14 protein-coding genes are annotated in these 15,373 nt (G+C 58.2%); 2 read left to right on the forward strand and 12 right to left on the reverse strand.

Going from position 1 to position 15,373, the window contains the following annotated elements; genetic code table 11:
* Positions 1 to 30: 30 nt before the first annotated feature.
* The 8 genes from prpB to ACZ5Q2_RS14735 all read right to left on the reverse strand — a co-directional run bounded on the left by prpB (position 31) and on the right by ACZ5Q2_RS14735 (position 9,515).
* Positions 31 to 918: a methylisocitrate lyase gene (gene prpB / locus ACZ5Q2_RS14700; RefSeq protein ID WP_061331057.1), complete on the reverse strand. Its 888-nt coding sequence runs from the start codon at positions 916 to 918 to the stop codon at positions 31 to 33.
* Between the two features lie 18 nt (positions 919 to 936).
* Entirely contained in the window at positions 937 to 1,617 is a 681-nt protein-coding gene (locus ACZ5Q2_RS14705; RefSeq protein ID WP_058089623.1) for a GntR family transcriptional regulator, read from the reverse strand.
* A gap of 78 nt (positions 1,618 to 1,695) precedes the next feature.
* Positions 1,696 to 3,750 (reverse strand): glucans biosynthesis glucosyltransferase MdoH, encoded by a 2,055-nt coding sequence (gene mdoH / locus ACZ5Q2_RS14710; protein ID WP_230715234.1) that lies wholly within the window; start codon positions 3,748 to 3,750, stop codon positions 1,696 to 1,698.
* A gap of 46 nt (positions 3,751 to 3,796) precedes the next feature.
* The gene (locus ACZ5Q2_RS14715; RefSeq protein ID WP_230715236.1) at positions 3,797 to 4,060 is read right to left on the reverse strand and encodes a hypothetical protein; all 264 of its coding nucleotides are present in this window, start codon (positions 4,058 to 4,060) and stop codon (positions 3,797 to 3,799) included.
* Between the two features lie 13 nt (positions 4,061 to 4,073).
* On the reverse strand, positions 4,074 to 5,612 hold the full coding sequence (locus ACZ5Q2_RS14720) for a glucan biosynthesis protein G (protein WP_230715238.1): 1,539 nt from the start codon (positions 5,610 to 5,612) through the stop codon (positions 4,074 to 4,076).
* Between the two features lie 151 nt (positions 5,613 to 5,763).
* A complete protein-coding gene (gene istB, locus ACZ5Q2_RS14725) occupies positions 5,764 to 6,519 on the reverse strand; it encodes an IS21-like element ISSpu5 family helper ATPase IstB (protein ID WP_432209940.1) in 756 nt (251 codons plus the stop codon).
* A 12-nt stretch (positions 6,520 to 6,531) separates the two neighbouring features.
* Entirely contained in the window at positions 6,532 to 8,073 is a 1,542-nt protein-coding gene (istA, locus tag ACZ5Q2_RS14730; RefSeq protein WP_230716000.1) for an IS21 family transposase, read from the reverse strand.
* Positions 8,074 to 8,306: 233 nt separating this feature from the next.
* Positions 8,307 to 9,515, reverse strand: coding sequence for a ShlB/FhaC/HecB family hemolysin secretion/activation protein (locus tag ACZ5Q2_RS14735; RefSeq protein ID WP_230715240.1), 1,209 nt, complete (start codon positions 9,513 to 9,515; stop codon positions 8,307 to 8,309).
* Positions 9,516 to 9,832: 317 nt separating this feature from the next.
* Between ACZ5Q2_RS14735 and galU the strand changes: the two genes are divergently transcribed.
* On the forward strand, positions 9,833 to 10,669 hold the full coding sequence (gene galU / locus ACZ5Q2_RS14740) for a UTP--glucose-1-phosphate uridylyltransferase GalU (RefSeq protein WP_061331053.1): 837 nt from the start codon (positions 9,833 to 9,835) through the stop codon (positions 10,667 to 10,669).
* Positions 10,670 to 10,687: 18 nt separating this feature from the next.
* Here the strand turns inward: galU and ACZ5Q2_RS14745 are convergent, their stop codons facing one another.
* On the reverse strand, positions 10,688 to 11,104 hold the full coding sequence (locus tag ACZ5Q2_RS14745; protein ID WP_058089618.1) for a helix-turn-helix domain-containing protein: 417 nt from the start codon (positions 11,102 to 11,104) through the stop codon (positions 10,688 to 10,690).
* A gap of 119 nt (positions 11,105 to 11,223) precedes the next feature.
* Here ACZ5Q2_RS14745 and ACZ5Q2_RS14750 point away from each other — a divergent pair, with 119 nt between their 5' ends.
* On the forward strand, positions 11,224 to 12,090 hold the full coding sequence (locus tag ACZ5Q2_RS14750) for a RibD family protein (protein ID WP_230715242.1): 867 nt from the start codon (positions 11,224 to 11,226) through the stop codon (positions 12,088 to 12,090).
* Here ACZ5Q2_RS14750 and ACZ5Q2_RS14755 read toward each other — a convergent pair whose 3' ends face one another.
* Genes ACZ5Q2_RS14755 through ACZ5Q2_RS14765 form a run of 3 tightly spaced genes read right to left on the reverse strand, consistent with a single transcriptional unit; the run spans position 12,091 to position 15,366 of the window.
* Positions 12,091 to 13,053 (reverse strand): lysylphosphatidylglycerol synthase transmembrane domain-containing protein, encoded by a 963-nt coding sequence (locus ACZ5Q2_RS14755; RefSeq protein WP_230715244.1) that lies wholly within the window; start codon positions 13,051 to 13,053, stop codon positions 12,091 to 12,093.
* Complete coding sequence (locus tag ACZ5Q2_RS14760) at positions 13,050 to 14,981, reverse strand: glycosyltransferase family 4 protein (RefSeq protein ID WP_230715246.1); 1,932 nt, start codon at positions 14,979 to 14,981, stop codon at positions 13,050 to 13,052. Before ACZ5Q2_RS14760 ends, ACZ5Q2_RS14755 begins: the two co-directional genes overlap by 4 nt.
* Positions 14,968 to 15,366 (reverse strand): 6-pyruvoyl trahydropterin synthase family protein, encoded by a 399-nt coding sequence (locus tag ACZ5Q2_RS14765; RefSeq protein ID WP_061331049.1) that lies wholly within the window; start codon positions 15,364 to 15,366, stop codon positions 14,968 to 14,970. The genes ACZ5Q2_RS14760 and ACZ5Q2_RS14765 overlap by 14 nt, the downstream gene beginning before the upstream one ends.
* Between the last annotated feature and the right edge of the window lie 7 nt (positions 15,367 to 15,373).

The raw sequence follows: 15,373 nt of genomic DNA on the forward strand, positions 1-15,373 counted from the left end.
GTCGGTCCCCGTTTGGGGACAGACCCCTTATTAGTCCTTTTTCTGAGCAAACAGCTGGTCCAGCTTTTGTTCGAAGTCGTGGTAGTTGAGGAAATCGTACAGTTCCATTCGGGTTTGCATCAGGTCTACCACGTCTTTCTGGTCGCCTTTTTCCAGGATATTCTGGTACACGGCCAGGGCGGCTTTGTTCATGGCGCGGAAGGCGCTCAGGGGGTACAGAACCATGGCGGCGCCGGCTTCGGCCAGTTCGGAGCGGTTGTACAGCGGGGTGGCGCCGAATTCGGTGATGTTGGCCAGGATCGGGGCGTCGATGGCTTCGGCGAAGGCTTTGTAGTCGCTCAGTTCGTGAACGGCTTCGGCGAAGATGCCGTCGGCACCAGCTTCGATGCAGGCTTTGGCGCGGTCGATGGCGGCTTCCAGGCCCTCTTTCTGGAAGGCGTCGGTGCGGGCCATGATGAAGAAGTCTTTGTCCTGGCGGGCATCGGCAGCAGCCTTGATGCGGTCGACCATCTCTTCTTTGGACACAATCTCTTTGTTCGGACGGTGGCCACAGCGCTTCTGGGCAACCTGGTCTTCAATATGCACAGCCGCAGCGCCGGCGCGTTCCATTTCACGAATGGTGCGGCCGATGTTGAACGCGCCACCCCAGCCGGTGTCGATATCAACCAGCAGCGGCACTTCTGTGGCGGCAGTGATGCGGCGCACGTCTTCAACAACGTCGTTCATAGTGGTCATGCCCAGATCCGGCAGGCCATAGGAGGCGTTGGCGACGCCACCACCCGACAAATAGATGGCCTGGTGCCCTACCCGCTCCGCCATCATGGCGGTGTATGCGTTGATGGTACCAACGATCTGCAGTGGATGGTTTTCTTTCAGGGCCTTGCGGAAACGAGCGCCCGGGGAGAGTTGGTTAGCCATGGGACATTACCTCTTGGATCAGATTGTTAACACGCCTTGCTGAATCTTTTGTTCGATATTCTGGCGTGCGGCATTGATGTGTCTTTTCATAAGGAATTCGGCGAGTTCGCCATCGCGCTGGGCAATGGCTTCGACGATGCGGCGGTGTTCACCCAGCGCCATGTGTGGGCGCCCGGCGGAGGTGCTTAACCGGTAACGGTACATGCGCACCATGTAATACAGATCACCCAGCAGCATCTGGGCCAGCTTGGTGTTGCGGCTGCCGGTGGCAATCCGGTGGTGGAAATCGTAGTCACCCTCGGCCTGGTAATAGGCCTGGCCCTGGGCTTCTTCAATCATTTTCTCGTGACTGTCCAGTGTAGCTTTCAGGTCGCGGATTTCCTCATCGGTCATCCGTTCGGCGGCCTGGCGGGCAGCCAACCCTTCCATAACTTCACGAATTCGGTACAGCTCCAGCAGCTCTTCGGCACTGACAGATACCACTTTCACACCAGCATGGGGCCGGCGCACCAGCAAACCACGGGACTCAAGGCGGCCAAGCGCCTCTCTCAGGGGACCACGGGTGAGATTAAAGCGGGAGCAGAGTTCGACTTCGCCGATCTTTTCACCGGGCGCAAGGTCACCCATCACGATGGCGGTTTGCAGACAATCAAAGGCTTCATCTGCACGAGTATGTACTTGGGCCGGAGCTTGAACCATGTTTTGTTAACAATCCAATGAGTGATGCTGGTGAAATTACGCCCAACAACCCGGATTGTCAACAATAGAACCTCTATCTTAAGTCGTATTGTCTACAGTCTGGTTGAGTCGCCTTTCTACAAACGCCTGTACGCGTGCGCCCCAGAACGACGAAACCGGAGCATTCCAAGCACATTTATGCAAGTCAGCAAGAGCCTGGGCATCCTCCAGGGCAAGAGAAAGCGCCTTCTTATCCATCGTCGGGTAGCCGGATTTCACGCATTGTTCGACGGCCGCATCTATCGATGCCCGTTTCGCCCCCCGGGCCTTGGGCCGGGCAAGGTGCCGATGAAGGCGGTTAGCCGGCGGCACAATGATCGCCCGCTCCAACGGTGTCAGTTCCTGATCCACGGACAGCCGTTCTCGCAACTTCCGTGCGTCTTCCAGTAACGGGATCGGGGTCAGGGTGTCTGGTATCTGTAACAGGTGATATCGCCCCAGAGCTTCTCCTTTGCTGATCCGACTCAGCCAGACCGTCGTTGGTGCCGCCAGTATCAGCGGTACCGAAACAGGCAAGGACCAATAGAAAAACATAGGGTCGAGTGCCATCGCGAACAATGACCAACCACCACCAACCAGAAAACCTGGCAGATGCTGTACCAGCGCATCCCGCCAGCGAATCTCTTCTGTTCGGTTCTGGGCCGCCCAGCCCAGTCGGAGGTTTAACAGTGCCGAGACAACGAATCGGCTATGGGCCAACATCCGGATGGGCGCCAGGAGCACGGAAACCATGATCTCCAGAAAAACACTGATCAAAAGGCGCGCCCCCCCTACATACCTTCTCAATTCGCCTTTCAGGACGACATCCGCGACGGCCAGAAACTTTGGTAAAAAAAGAAGGGCCAGCGTACTGGTCACAAGGAGAATCGCCCACTCGGGCCGCCACTCGGGCCATAGAGGGAAAAGACTTTCATGACCGTCCGGGAAGTAATCTATCGGAGCCAGGGTTAGCTGTACGGCGGCAATCGTGGTCAACACCAGAAAGGCCAGCCACAACGGCGAGGCCGCGTAAGCCATGATGCCGTTCAGGAACGCCAGACGGTGAGCCATTCGGAGCTTCGGGGCCAGCAGCATAAGGAAGGCATGCTGCAGATTTCCCTTCGACCAACGCTGATCCCGGGCAAGCTCATCATCCAGTGTTGGAGGGGATTCTTCATAGCTATGGGCCAACGTCGGTTCCAGCCACACTTCGTATCCGGCCCGCCCCAGAAACGCCGCTTCCACGAAATCGTGGCTCATGATCGGCCCGCGCCAGATGCCAAACCCTGACAACTTACGCAACCCACAGTGAGACATGAATGGCGCCACGCGAATGATCGCGTTGTGGCCCCAGAAGACCGCATCGCCCATCTGTATGGCCGCCAGCCCGGTGGCAAACAACGGCGAGTAGAGCCTGCTGGCGAACTGTTGAATTCTGGCGAAAGCCGACTGGCCGTTAATCACTGTCGGTGCGCTTTGCAGGATGCCAACCCTTGGCTCAAGGTTCATCAAACGAACCATTTTCCTGATGGTGTCGCCGGCTAACAGGCTGTCTGCATCCAGAACAACCATATATTCATACCCTCGACCCCAGCGACGCAGGAAATCTGCGACATTACCGCTTTTGAAGTTCAGGTTAACCCGACGTCTACGGTAAAAAATCCTCCCTTCTGCCCCCAGCTCTGTTACCAACCGGTACCAGGCGGCCTGCTCCTCCAGCCAGACCTCAGGGTCCTGGCTGTCCGACAGGATAAAGAAATCAAACTGGTCGAGCTCTCCGCTGCGCTCAAGATCCCGGTACACGGCCTTGAGGCCTTCCAGAGTCCACCTCACCGGCTCGTGATAGATCGGCATTACCACAGCCGTCCGGGAAAGCGGCGCTGCGTCAATTTCAGGGGAGGAATGGCGGTTAATCAGGGAGTGTCGGTCACCACCCAACAACCGGAGAACAAAGCCGTATACCGCCATCCAGAAACCAAACGAAATCCAGACGTACAACAGGGCGAAAAGAAGGACGATACCGACTTCCACGGGCGTGCCCCCATGGTAAGGCAGCACCTGCAGAAGCAAATTGCCGGCAATCAGGGTCTGGCCGCCAACCAGCAAGATCAGCACACACCGCCTGACCGCTGCCCGCAGACGCCACGTTCTGCACTTTTTCTCAGGATGAGCCATGTGCGTAGTACCCGATACTGCCACGCTGGAATGGTGGGGCAACCTTGGGCAGTGCGTCCTCCGCAATCCGGAAGTAATGAGGAATGCGTTCAAGGAGCCAGTCAAAATCCTCAGGCTGTGCGGCCGACTGCTGTAAATCCGAGAGCATCTTAAGGGCAATGTCGAACGTGGCGGTATTCAATTCCAACCCACAGGCTTCAAGGTACACAAGCAGGCGCCCGAGTAACTGATACTGGTTCATGGCATCCATACCGTTCCCCCTGTTATCGCTGACTTCCCGGCCCGGCACCTGGCGGTAATGAGTAAGTCCAGGTTTCGGTGACCACCTGGTCATCTAACTCCAGATAACCGCGCAACTGCAGAATACTGTCTTTCGCAGGCCTCGCTAATATCGACAGGCGCCACTTATTCTCGGGCTGCACCCATTCAACAAAATGCTCGAGAACCTCGACACCATCGCCACCTGAGACCTTGCTGACCACCGGTGCATCGGGCTCGATGTCTGCAAGCTGGCCGCCTGCAAAGTCCACCAGAACACGGTAAGCACCGGACTGATCACCACCGCCAATGCGATCACCGGCGCCGATGAACGTATTGACAGCCTTCCCGCCCGGATGGCGGGCAACATCTGGCCCACCGAATGTCATGGAATACTCAAGCGACCGCTCTGCCCCACCGGTAACCTTATCGTCGGGACTCCAGAACGCCACTATATTGTCGTTGGTTTCATCGTCGGTCGGGATTTCCACCAAGACAACGTCACCCGCTCCCCAGTCATCGTCCATCGAAACCCAGGCACTGGGACGTCGCTCGTAACGGGCTTCCAGATCTTCAAAATGGCGGAATTCCGTATCTCGCTGTATCAGCCCGAATCCGGCAATGCGACTGGTCTGATGGAAACTCGTGGCAAGTCTTTTGGGATTGATAAGTGGGCGCCATAGCCACTCTCCGGATTCGCCGTCGTGAATGAGCAGGCCATCGGAGTCGTGTACTTGCGGTCGCCACTCGCCGTCAGGTCGCGGAGTATTCTCACCATAAAAGAACATGGAGGTAAGCGGGGCCAGTCCGAGCAATTCAATGTCGTCACGGATAAACAGCCTGGCTTTCACATCAAGTCCGGTCTCTTCTCCTGGATAGACCGTAAACTGGTAGGCCCCGGTCAGTGACGGACCATCAAGCAGGGCGTAAACCCGCATCTCTTCGCTGTTACGTGCAGGGCGCACCAGCCAGAAGTCTGTGAAGTCAGGAAACTGCTCACCAGAAGGCAATCCGGTGTCAACCGCCACACCTCGGGCCGACAAACCAAAGGCGGTGTCCTTGCTGACACCCCGGAAGTAGCTGGCCCCGGCAAAAACCAGAAACTGGTTGGCGATGTCCGGGCCATCGAAAGGAAAGGTTAGTTTGAAGCCGGCGTAACCGAGATCTGCGGGTACCCGCTTGCTCAACTCACTATCGGGCATGTTGAACAGGCTTTTATCGAATTCCAGCTTGCTGACACCTTCGGCATCCACAACGTATATATTGACCGGGCGCGTGTAGAACTTCCCGGCCGGAACAAGCATTACCTGAAACTTCGATGACGCCTCTTTCCACAGGTTTTTCTCGGGATCAAACCGGATCGACTGATAGTCCTGATAGCTGAGATTCCGCATAAAATCCGGGATGGTGTCGGGAGCCTGGTAAGCTGAACCAGCCCGTTCACGAGCCTGCTCCACCACGTCCTCAAACCGGAACTCGGCTGCCGTCACTGTGGTGAATGACATCAAACCCAGAACCACAAGCCATACTGTCCCTGAGCGCATAGATCCTTCCTCAGTCCACGGGTGATTACTTCAATCTAGCATCAGGGTGCGTAAACCGCTGAAGGTTGCCACCCATTCCATGTGAAGCCTGCCACCCGGACCGGAGCAAGGCTGCCACCCATCGGAGCGTAGCGACGCGGGGTTTCTCTTCTTACTCCGAAGTCTCGGTGGCCGTCAACTTTGCCTGTTGTTTTCGCATGGATTCGCCCCGCAGGTTGATCTTGTAGGCGTTGTGTACGAGCCGATCCAGAATGGCGTCTGCCAGAGTGGCGTCACCGATTACGCCATGCCATTCCTCGATGGGTAATTGGCTAGTGGCAATGGTGGAGCGCCTGCCATGCCGGTCTTCCAGCACCTCCAGCAAGTCTCGCCGATTCTCGGCGCTCAGTTTCATCAGCCCCCAGTCATCCAGGATCAGCACGTCGACCTTGGCCAGATTCGTCAGGAGTTTTGAGTATTGGCCATCGCCTTTGGCAATGGTCAGCTCCCGTAGCAGTCGGGTCAGGCGGACGTACTGGGCGGTGTAACCCTCCCGGCAGGCCTTATGTACCAGAGCACAGGCCAGCCAGGTTTTCCCGACCCCGGTGGGACCGGTGATGAGCACATTCAGGTGTTCCTTCACCCATTGGCAACCGGCCAGCGACTGGACCAGTCCTTTATCTAGGCCGCGTGAATAGCGGTAATCCAGGTCTTCGAGGATGGCATTGTGCCGCAGCTTAGCCCGGCGCAACCGGCTGGTCATGCGCCGGTTATCTCGCTCGGTCATTTCCCGGTCGACCAGCAGCCCGAGGCGTTCCTCGAAGCTCAGATCGGTGATGTCGGGGGTGGCCGACTGATCCGCCAGGGCGGCGGCCATGCCGGTCAGTTTGAGGGCGTGGAGCTTGTCCAGTGTGGGATGTTTCAGCATGTCAGAGATCCTTCAGTGGTAGTAGGCGGGGCCACGGATGTTGTCGTGGGTATCGGGCAAGGCCAGTTCCTGTTGCTCTTCCAGAGGCTGCTGATCCAGACGGTGTTTGAGGATGGATTCAATGCTCTTGTAGCGGCAGCTTCCCAGCATCAGGGCTCGCTGGCAGGCGGCCTCCAGCCGCGACTCGCCGTAGCTCTGCCCCAACCGGAGAATGCCCAGACAGGAGCGGTACGCCTGCTGAGGGTGTTTGCGGGCACCCAGAGCGGTGCGGATAAGCTTCTCCGTCGCCGGTCCGGTCTTGGCCGCCCAGGCGATGAGCCGTTCCGGCGACCACTCGCCAGCCTGGCGATGGGATTCGGGCATGTGCGCGGCGATGGTGGTGTGCCGTCCCTTCTGGTCTGAGCGCCGGTGGCTGGCGATCCGGTTGCCCCGGTAAAAGCATTCGATGGTGTTGTTGGTGATGCGAACCTCCACCTCTTTCTTGATCAGGGTGTAGGGCACTGAGTAATAGTGACCGTCGATGGCTACGTGGTAGTCGATATGCACCCGAGCCTTCTTCCACTCTGCGTAGACATACGGTTCTGCCGGCAACGGCTGTAGAACCGGTTTATCCAGCTGTTCGAAGTGGTCGCGCCGGCAGCCGGGCAACTTGCGGAAGGGGCGGCTGTTGAGCCGCTCCAGCAGTTCACGGATGGTGGCGTTGAGTTGCCCCAGGGAGAAGTGCTGGCGATGGCGCAACGCCGCCAGGATCCAGCGCTCGACGATCAATACACCGCCTTCTACCTTAGCCTTATCACGGGGCTTGCGAACTCTTGTCGGGACAACGGCCACGCCATAATGGGTGGCCATGTCCTGATAGGTTGGGTTGAGATCCGGCTCGTAGCGATGGGCCTTGCTGACGCCGGAGCGGAGGTTGTCCGGAACCACCAGTTCCGGCACTCCGCCCAGGAACTCGAAGGTCCGGATGTGGGAGCCGACCCAGTCCGGCAATGTCTGGCTCCAGGTGGCTTCGGCGTAGGTGTAATTGGATGCACCCATCACCGCGACAAAGACTTGTGCCTCGTGGATCTCTCCGGTGGTGCGGTCAATGACGGGCACGGTCTGGCCGGCATAGTCCACGAATAGCTTCTCACCGGCCCGATGGTCCTGGCGCATCACCAGGTCCAGCTTGCCCCGCCAGGCCCGGTAGTGCTCGCAGAACCAGCTGTACTGATAACCGTCCGGGTTGGCTTGCCGGTACTCCTGCCAGAGCAGGAACAGGGTGACGTTCTTGCCCGTGAGTTCGTCACGGATGTGTTGCCAGTCGGGTATACCTCTGGCCTGTGCTGGCAGGTCCGGTGGCGGCGGGAACAGCAACCGCTCCAGGTGGGCCTCATCCAGATCCGCTGGCAACGGCCAGCTCAGACCGGCCTCAACCGTGCGGCGCAGGTAGTCGCTTACGGTGGGGCGGCTAACGCCACAGGACGCCGCAATCTGGCGGTTGCTCAGCCCTCGCTCCCACTTGAGGCGAAGGACTTCTTTGATTTTACGCATGGATAACCTCTTCGCTGGCATCTGGCCCATCTCCGGATGAAAAGGGTCAGAGTACCGTTAAGTTATCCCGCGCCGGACGATTTTGATGGAGCTTCAGGCAGTCTGCTGGGGTGGCAGCTTTGCCGTGGAATTAGTGGCAGCTTTCGCGTGGAATGGGTGGCAGACTTCGTCTGGAATCAGTGGCAACCTTGGTCTGGAATACGCAATCAGGGCGGAGGGAATCTACAAGTGACAACTTCGTAAGCGATCAGACACTATATTTTTAAGCTCATGGAAAGCCGCACATCCGGATGATCCGGAACAACAATGGCTTCGGTGGTTGTTCCAAGTACCCTGCCAACGCTGACATCGGCACTGAACTTGCGGGCAGAAAGGCCGAGGGACAGCTCCCCGGAGGTGACATGGCCCGACTGGTCCTGCTGGAACGATACGTCCGGAACCCAGCCCCGCAGCACCGACAGCCTGACACTGGACAGCATTTGGGGGAAAAACGGCACGTTAAAGGTGGGGCTGCGGCTACCGAGCCGCAGCCAGCCACCCTCCGCCACACTCAGGGATTGACCGCTAAAACCCGTCGAAAGCGCTGAGCCAGCAACCTGCAGACGGTGAGATCCGGGAATGTCAGCGGAAGCAATTTGATATTGCCCTTCAAGATCCCATTGCCAGTCCAGCATTTCCCGGTCCAGAGACGCCGTAAACAACATTCGCCCGAACTGATCGTCCTGGGAATCCTGATAACCAACCGCCGTGCGTTCCGCCTCTGTCTCAATGCCAGTCACAGCCCTGAATCCACTGGAGAGATTGAAGCCGCCCACCAGGTCATGGCGCCCCAGGGCTTCAAGGCCCAACGTCGATACCTCGTAGTGATTCCTGTGGTCTTCATCCCTCTGTCGGGTCCAGGAACGGGTCACAGAGTTATACCCTGCCCGCCCCCGAATGCTGTAGCCGCTAACGGAGAACAGCGGCCGGCTTCCGGTTACGGCCACGTCGCGAATTCGGCCGGCCTTCTGATAGCGGGCCCCCTCAACCCTCGACACCTCATCATAGGCGGTATTGGTCAGCTCCATTCTCAGCTGGTTGCGCCCTACCGGCAAGCCATAGCCAAACCCAAGGACCTTGCGCTCGTTACTGACTCGATAAGTCTTGGAGTCCGCGTATCGAAGATCAGCCCGATGACTTTCACCGAACATATTCTTCAACCCAAGGTTCAGAGTGCCGTCAAGGCGATCTGAATCGTCGTTGGTACGTCCTGAAAACTCGAATTTCGACCGTAGCCAATGCTCGCGGGTGGCTTTCAAACGGTCCTGAGCAAACAGGGCTTCCTGGGTGCTGAGAGCATTCTGCTCGGAGAGTGAAAGCTCGCTGGCACCCCCCTGCACCGAAAATACAGCCAGTGCGCACGAAAACAGTGCAATGGAGCTCAGTTGAGGGCCGTGCCGTTTTGCGACCAGCGGATGTGCCATTCAGTACCCGTAGAAGTGTCAAGATCGTGTAAATGTGCTGAAGCGTTGCCACTTTAAAATATGGAGAGCCAGGCAACCACCCTTATCATCATAATTTTACAATTTTAATGTTGCCTTAAATCAGCAGCTTAGTAAGCCAACTGAAACTATTTTCGAGATATTTCAATCGCTCAGAGGAAGCAGGAAACAGTTCACAGAATTACCAACAATCAACATTCAGAAATGAAATCCTCCAACTCGTGAAACAACTTGGTTACACTTGGCACACTTTGTGGGACGGCTCCCAGCATGCAAGATTCAAACTAAGGATGAATACCATGATCAAAAAGTGCCTTTTCCCGGTAGCCGGCTACGGCACCCGCTTTCTCCCGGCCACCAAGGCCATGCCGAAAGAGATCCTGCCAATCGTTAACAAGCCGCTGGTTCAGTACGGCGTAGAGGAAGCTGCCGAAGCCGGAATACACGAGTTCGGTTTTGTAACGGGCCGCGGCAAGCGTGCCATCGAGGATCACTTCGACATCAGCTATGAGTTGGAGCACCAGATTGCCGGAACCGGAAAAGAAGGCCTGCTAACCTCCATTCGCGACCTGATCACCAACAACACCTTTGCTTTCACCCGTCAGAACGAGATGAAAGGCCTGGGGCATGCCATTCTGACTGGCCGCAACCTGGTAGGTGACAACCCGTTCGCGGTGGTGCTGGCTGATGACTTCTGTGTGGGGCCGGAAGGCGAGGACGGTGTTCTGGCGCAGATGGTGAAACTGTACAACCAGTTCCGCTGCTCCATCGTGGCTATCGAAGAAGTGCCGCAGGATGAAACCCACAAGTATGGGGTGATTGCCGGCGAGTCCATGAAAGACGGCCTGTACCGCATTACCGACATGGTGGAAAAGCCGGCTCCAGAGGACGCACCTAGCAACCTCGCCATCATTGGCCGGTACATTCTGACACCGGATATCTTCGATATTATCGAACGCACCCCTCCGGGCAAGAACGGCGAGGTCCAGATTACCGATGCCCTGCTGGAACAGGCGAAGAACGGTTGTGTGCTGGCGTACCAGTTCAAGGGCCAGCGCTTTGACTGCGGCAGCATCGACGGCTTTGTCGAAGCCACCAACTACGTTTACGAGAATATCTACAAAAAAGGCAAGTAACCTGGCTTACCGGGGCGGTTAACGCCCCAGCAGCTGAAGGACCATGCGCCGGTTTTCCGCGGTTGCCTTGCGGAACCGGCGCAGCAGTTCCAACTCTTCCTCTGATAGCTGCAATCGGTTCAGCTCCCGTTCCAGCTCTTTCAACGCTACAGACAAATCATCGCTGTTACTGAACGCCAGCCCCGGCAACTCCAGCTGACCGCTGTCACCGCCATCATCCATATCCAGCAGTTGATCCAACGGCGTTTCGGTTTTCAGACACACATCCAGCAGCTCACTGACACCCGGATAGCTCCGCTGCTTGGGATCTGTGGCCTCCCAGCTGCCTACCCGGGCTTCGTCCACACCGCACATATTAGCCACATCCGCCAAAGACAGCTGCCCGGTCTGCCGGAGTTGCCGCAAGCGGCGATGAAAGGACTGCAGGTACCGCATAGCTCAGTGTCCCTGAAAAATTGGCTGGAAAAGTGAATCAATCCGGAAATGTATCGTACATATAGCTTTGCACACAATCTGCTTATACTGAAACCACAAAACCAACAAACGGGAACGCCATGGCCACCCTGGATACAGACACTGCCTGGAAGCTCATACTGAATGCCAGCAACCGCAGCAATGTCACCCTTCCCCTGCCGGGAACCAGCCAACCCGCGCTGCGGATTAACGGCAAAAGCTGGGAGTTGGTGCATCAGGCAACCGAAGATGCCAGGAATCTGATATCGCTTTTCCTGCCCCTGTGCCAGCCCATCAGGCGCCCGGCGGGTAACCATGTGATTGGTCAGCTTGGTCAGAGCCTGGACGGCCGCATTGCCACCGTAACCGGTTGCTCCCGGTTCATTAATGGTGACGACGGAATCACCCATCTCCATCGTATTCGTGCCCTGTGCGATGCGGTAGTGGTTGGCGCCGGCACCGCCGCCACAGACAATCCACGCCTGACCGTACGCCGCGCGAATGGGCCCAACCCGACACGGGTGGTGATCGATCGCCATGGCCGGGTTCCTACCAGCCACCACCTGTTTACCGACAACGCAGCACCCACACTGCATCTGGTTGCCGGTGAATACGACCCGGCCCAAAAGCCCGCCCGCATCGGCCAGGTAACCACTATTCCCTGTCTCGGGGCTGCCGACGACCCTTCACCGGTGCCACCGGAGCATATTCTTCAAGTATTACAGGACTACGGACTTCGCAAAATCTTTATTGAGGGCGGCGGTGTAACCGTTTCATCCTTCCTCAAAGCAGGGCTGTTAGACAGACTCCATGTCATGGTGGCTCCGATGATCATCGGCAGTGGCCGGCCGGCATTCTCGCTGCCGGAAATCGACCAACTGGATGATGCCCTGCGCCCGCGGGCCCAGCTGGTTAATCTGGGCAGTGACATGCTGTTCGACCTGGCCTTCGAGAGGCGCTGGAATTGATCAGGCGCGTTTGAGAAGCACCAGCGCCCCCGGCCAGCTGGCCAGGAAGATCAACGCACCGTAACCAATACTGATCGCCACCCCCTGCTCTGCCGGTAACCCAACCGCGGGCCAAAGCAGGGCGGCTGCGCCTTCACGGACACCCCAGCCAGACACCGTTATTGGGACCACCATCGCCAGAAGCAATAGCAGACACAGGGCTGCGGTCAGAAAAAGGCTGCTGGCATCGGCGGCTAATCCCATCCCAAACGCCAACAACACAAACACCGTTAAATAGGTGCCCAGAACGGCAAGGGAAGTAAACAACTGCACCGAACCATTGCGCCAGCCTGCAAATGCCCGCTTGAGATCGGCGCCCAGGCGCCCAAGGTACCGCCGCAGTGAGGCAAGCCGACCACTGACCCACAGCAGCCAGGTTCCAATGCCCACCAGCAGAGGAGGCAACAGCCAGTAGGCCGGGTTCAGGGATATCCTGATGGGCAGCGGTTGACTGCTAAAAGCGCCCACACGCCAAAGCACAACCACAGCGAGTAAGACCACCGGAAACAACACCAACTGCCCGGACAGCCGTTCAAGGACAACCGCATGAACCGCCGAAAGCTGCCCCGAGCGCTCGTGAGCTCCCTGCCCGTGGCCCCGGCTGTGTCGCCAGGCCCGATTCACATCGCCCATAACGCCACCCGGCAGCACCTGATTCAGAAAGGTGGCCAGGTAATATTCCCGAACGGCAAAGGTCATCGGCACACAAACACCCAGCCTGCCGGCGGTGTAACGCCAACGCCAGGCGGACAACACCACCTGCAGGACAGAAACCGCCAGGGCCAGGGCGATCAGTGAAGTAGGAATGGATCGGAGCCTGGCTATCAAACCGGACAGGTCCACAAACCGTAACACCAGTATCAGGATAATAAGGGTCGCAGCCCATCGAAGCAGCAGCTTTGGCCATGGCCGCTGGCGCATCATGCCGGTAAACCTGAGTGGGGCAACCCGAGTAGGTCCAGGTGATCAACCACCACCCGCAGTTCGTGACGGGCCAACTGATCCTGCCGGTCTGCCAGCCAGGTTCTGATCTCAGCCTCCGCAGCCGGGTTCTGCTGGCAGGCGGCATCCGCCCAACCAGTCATTAGCATGGTGATCAACTCAGCACTCCCGCCGCCCTGGCCCGGGCTGAGATGCCATTGGCTCTGCTCTACCGTGACGGTATAACCTGCCTCACGCAGCCGTTTCTCCAAAACCCCGGTTGCTTCGGGACCCAATGCCGCTCCGCTGCCTTTATCGCCATGCTGGTGCTGATTCACCAGTCCCTGTACCAGAGCGTCGGAGGCATGGGACGGCGCCAGTTCAAAGTGCCCGCTGTAGCTAATCACCACCAGAACACCCGCCCGCCTTCGCACCACGGCACTGGAAAAGGCACGAAGCCAGTGTTCTGAGACCAGGTCTATCAGGGCCGATGCCGTGATCAGGGTGGCATCCTCTGGCAATAGCTCATCCAGGTTGTGCGGGGTTAGCTCCCGCATCATGGGAGCCGCTGGGGCGTCCAGTGCCCCAACCCGATGGCAGGCCAGCCCCAGCAGATGCTGATCCGGTTCAATCAATGTCCACCGCTGGGGCACCGGCAAACGGGGAATCAGATAACCAGGGTTAGAGCCCCGCCCACTGCCTATATCCACCAGATGCAACGGATCACCGGCCGGTTTTCCAGCGGCTTTCGTGTTGTATTCCACGGTTAGCCAGTTTGCCAGCGCATCCGTCAAGGCCCGGCTTCTGGCAGCATGATCCGCGGGCTCCCGGGCTTCCAGCCACTGGCCAGAGAATCTTGCAGGATCACCCTCGTCGCTGATGCCCAGACTGCCGAGGAATTCCCTTGTGGTATCTGACCACTGGCGAATATCTGACCGATGGGCCCGCGCACGTCGCGCCAGATCCGAAAAATCTGCGGTATTCGTCAGGAGAGAGCAAAGCTCTGACGCCAGGACCTTCGCATTGCCAGCCGGAAAATTCCGGGCTCCGGGTTTGCTGGTGGTCAACGCCAGCGCGCCGCCATCGGAAGACAACACCGGCAAGCCCGCGGCCAGGGCTTCATCGATGACCATACCATAGCCTTCGTAGAGCGACGGAAACACGAACAGATCCGCCCGGCGGTAGGCCTCCTCCAGGGCGGGTTCCGATAGCTCTCCCAGAAGCTGAATACGATCAGCCAGTCCGTGTCGGGCGATGGCACTGCGAACGGCCAGCGCATAGTCCGGATCACGATCCTCCGCCCCCACCAGGGTGCATTGCCACGGCAGTTCCTGCAGGGTGGCGAGGGCATCGACCAGTTGGTGCTGCGCCTTCCGGGGGGAAAGATGCCCCACGCACAAGAGCCTCATGGGCTTGTCCAAGTGGTCGCGCTCCATCTGGAAGAACAGGGCGTCCACGGCCGGCTGCGCCGTCGTAATCTTCCAGGACGGCACACCATAATCCTGTTGCACGCGGCGGGCAGTGTACTCACTGGTCGTGACCACCCTGCTGACCTGGGCCAGGGACTGCCTTTCAGCTTCCCGAAACCAGGCCTGTTGCTCCTGGGATAGCCCGGTCTCATCCGCCAGCGGGTGGTGTACCAGCGCCACAAGCTGCAAGCGTGTGCGGTGGCGCTCCAGCACGTCTGGCATGGCCCCCATGGCTAGCCCGTCAAGCACCACCAACGTGTTGTCCGGTAAAGACGTCAGGAACTCTTGCATGGCATTGGTAGCTGTTTGATCCGGTCTCGGAAAGCACCCGGCGAGCCCCTGAACCCGCGCGTTCACCCCGGCCAGGCGCGATGCCGCCACCAGGCGCTGCACATATCGGTACCCACCGGTGTTCTGGTCAGGATCACCGGGAACCACAAACCATAGGTCAGATGCCGGCATGGTAACTGGCCCAGGCCAGGTGCGACTCGCCCAAAGTCACTTTGAGGCCGGCAACCTGCCGGCCCTCTTCACCAAGGCGGCCAGCATGGATGGCAGCAGCCATGCGATTAAACACGACTTGCGCCATAAATTCCGTGGTGGTGTTCCGGCCTTCGAATTCGGGCAAGTCGTCCAGATTCTTCATGTTGAATTCCGAAAGCACCTCTTTCAGCAGGTCAGACGCCTGGCCAATATCCACAATCAAATCGTTATCGTCCAGCACGTGTCGCTCGAACGTAACGTCTACCACGTAGGTGGCGCCATGGAGCCCTTGGGCCGGTCCAAAGATTTCCCCTTTAAAACTGTGAGCAATCATCATGTGATCGCGAACGGTCAAACTGAACATAGTGTTT

Source organism: Marinobacter alkaliphilus, assembly GCF_055394375.1.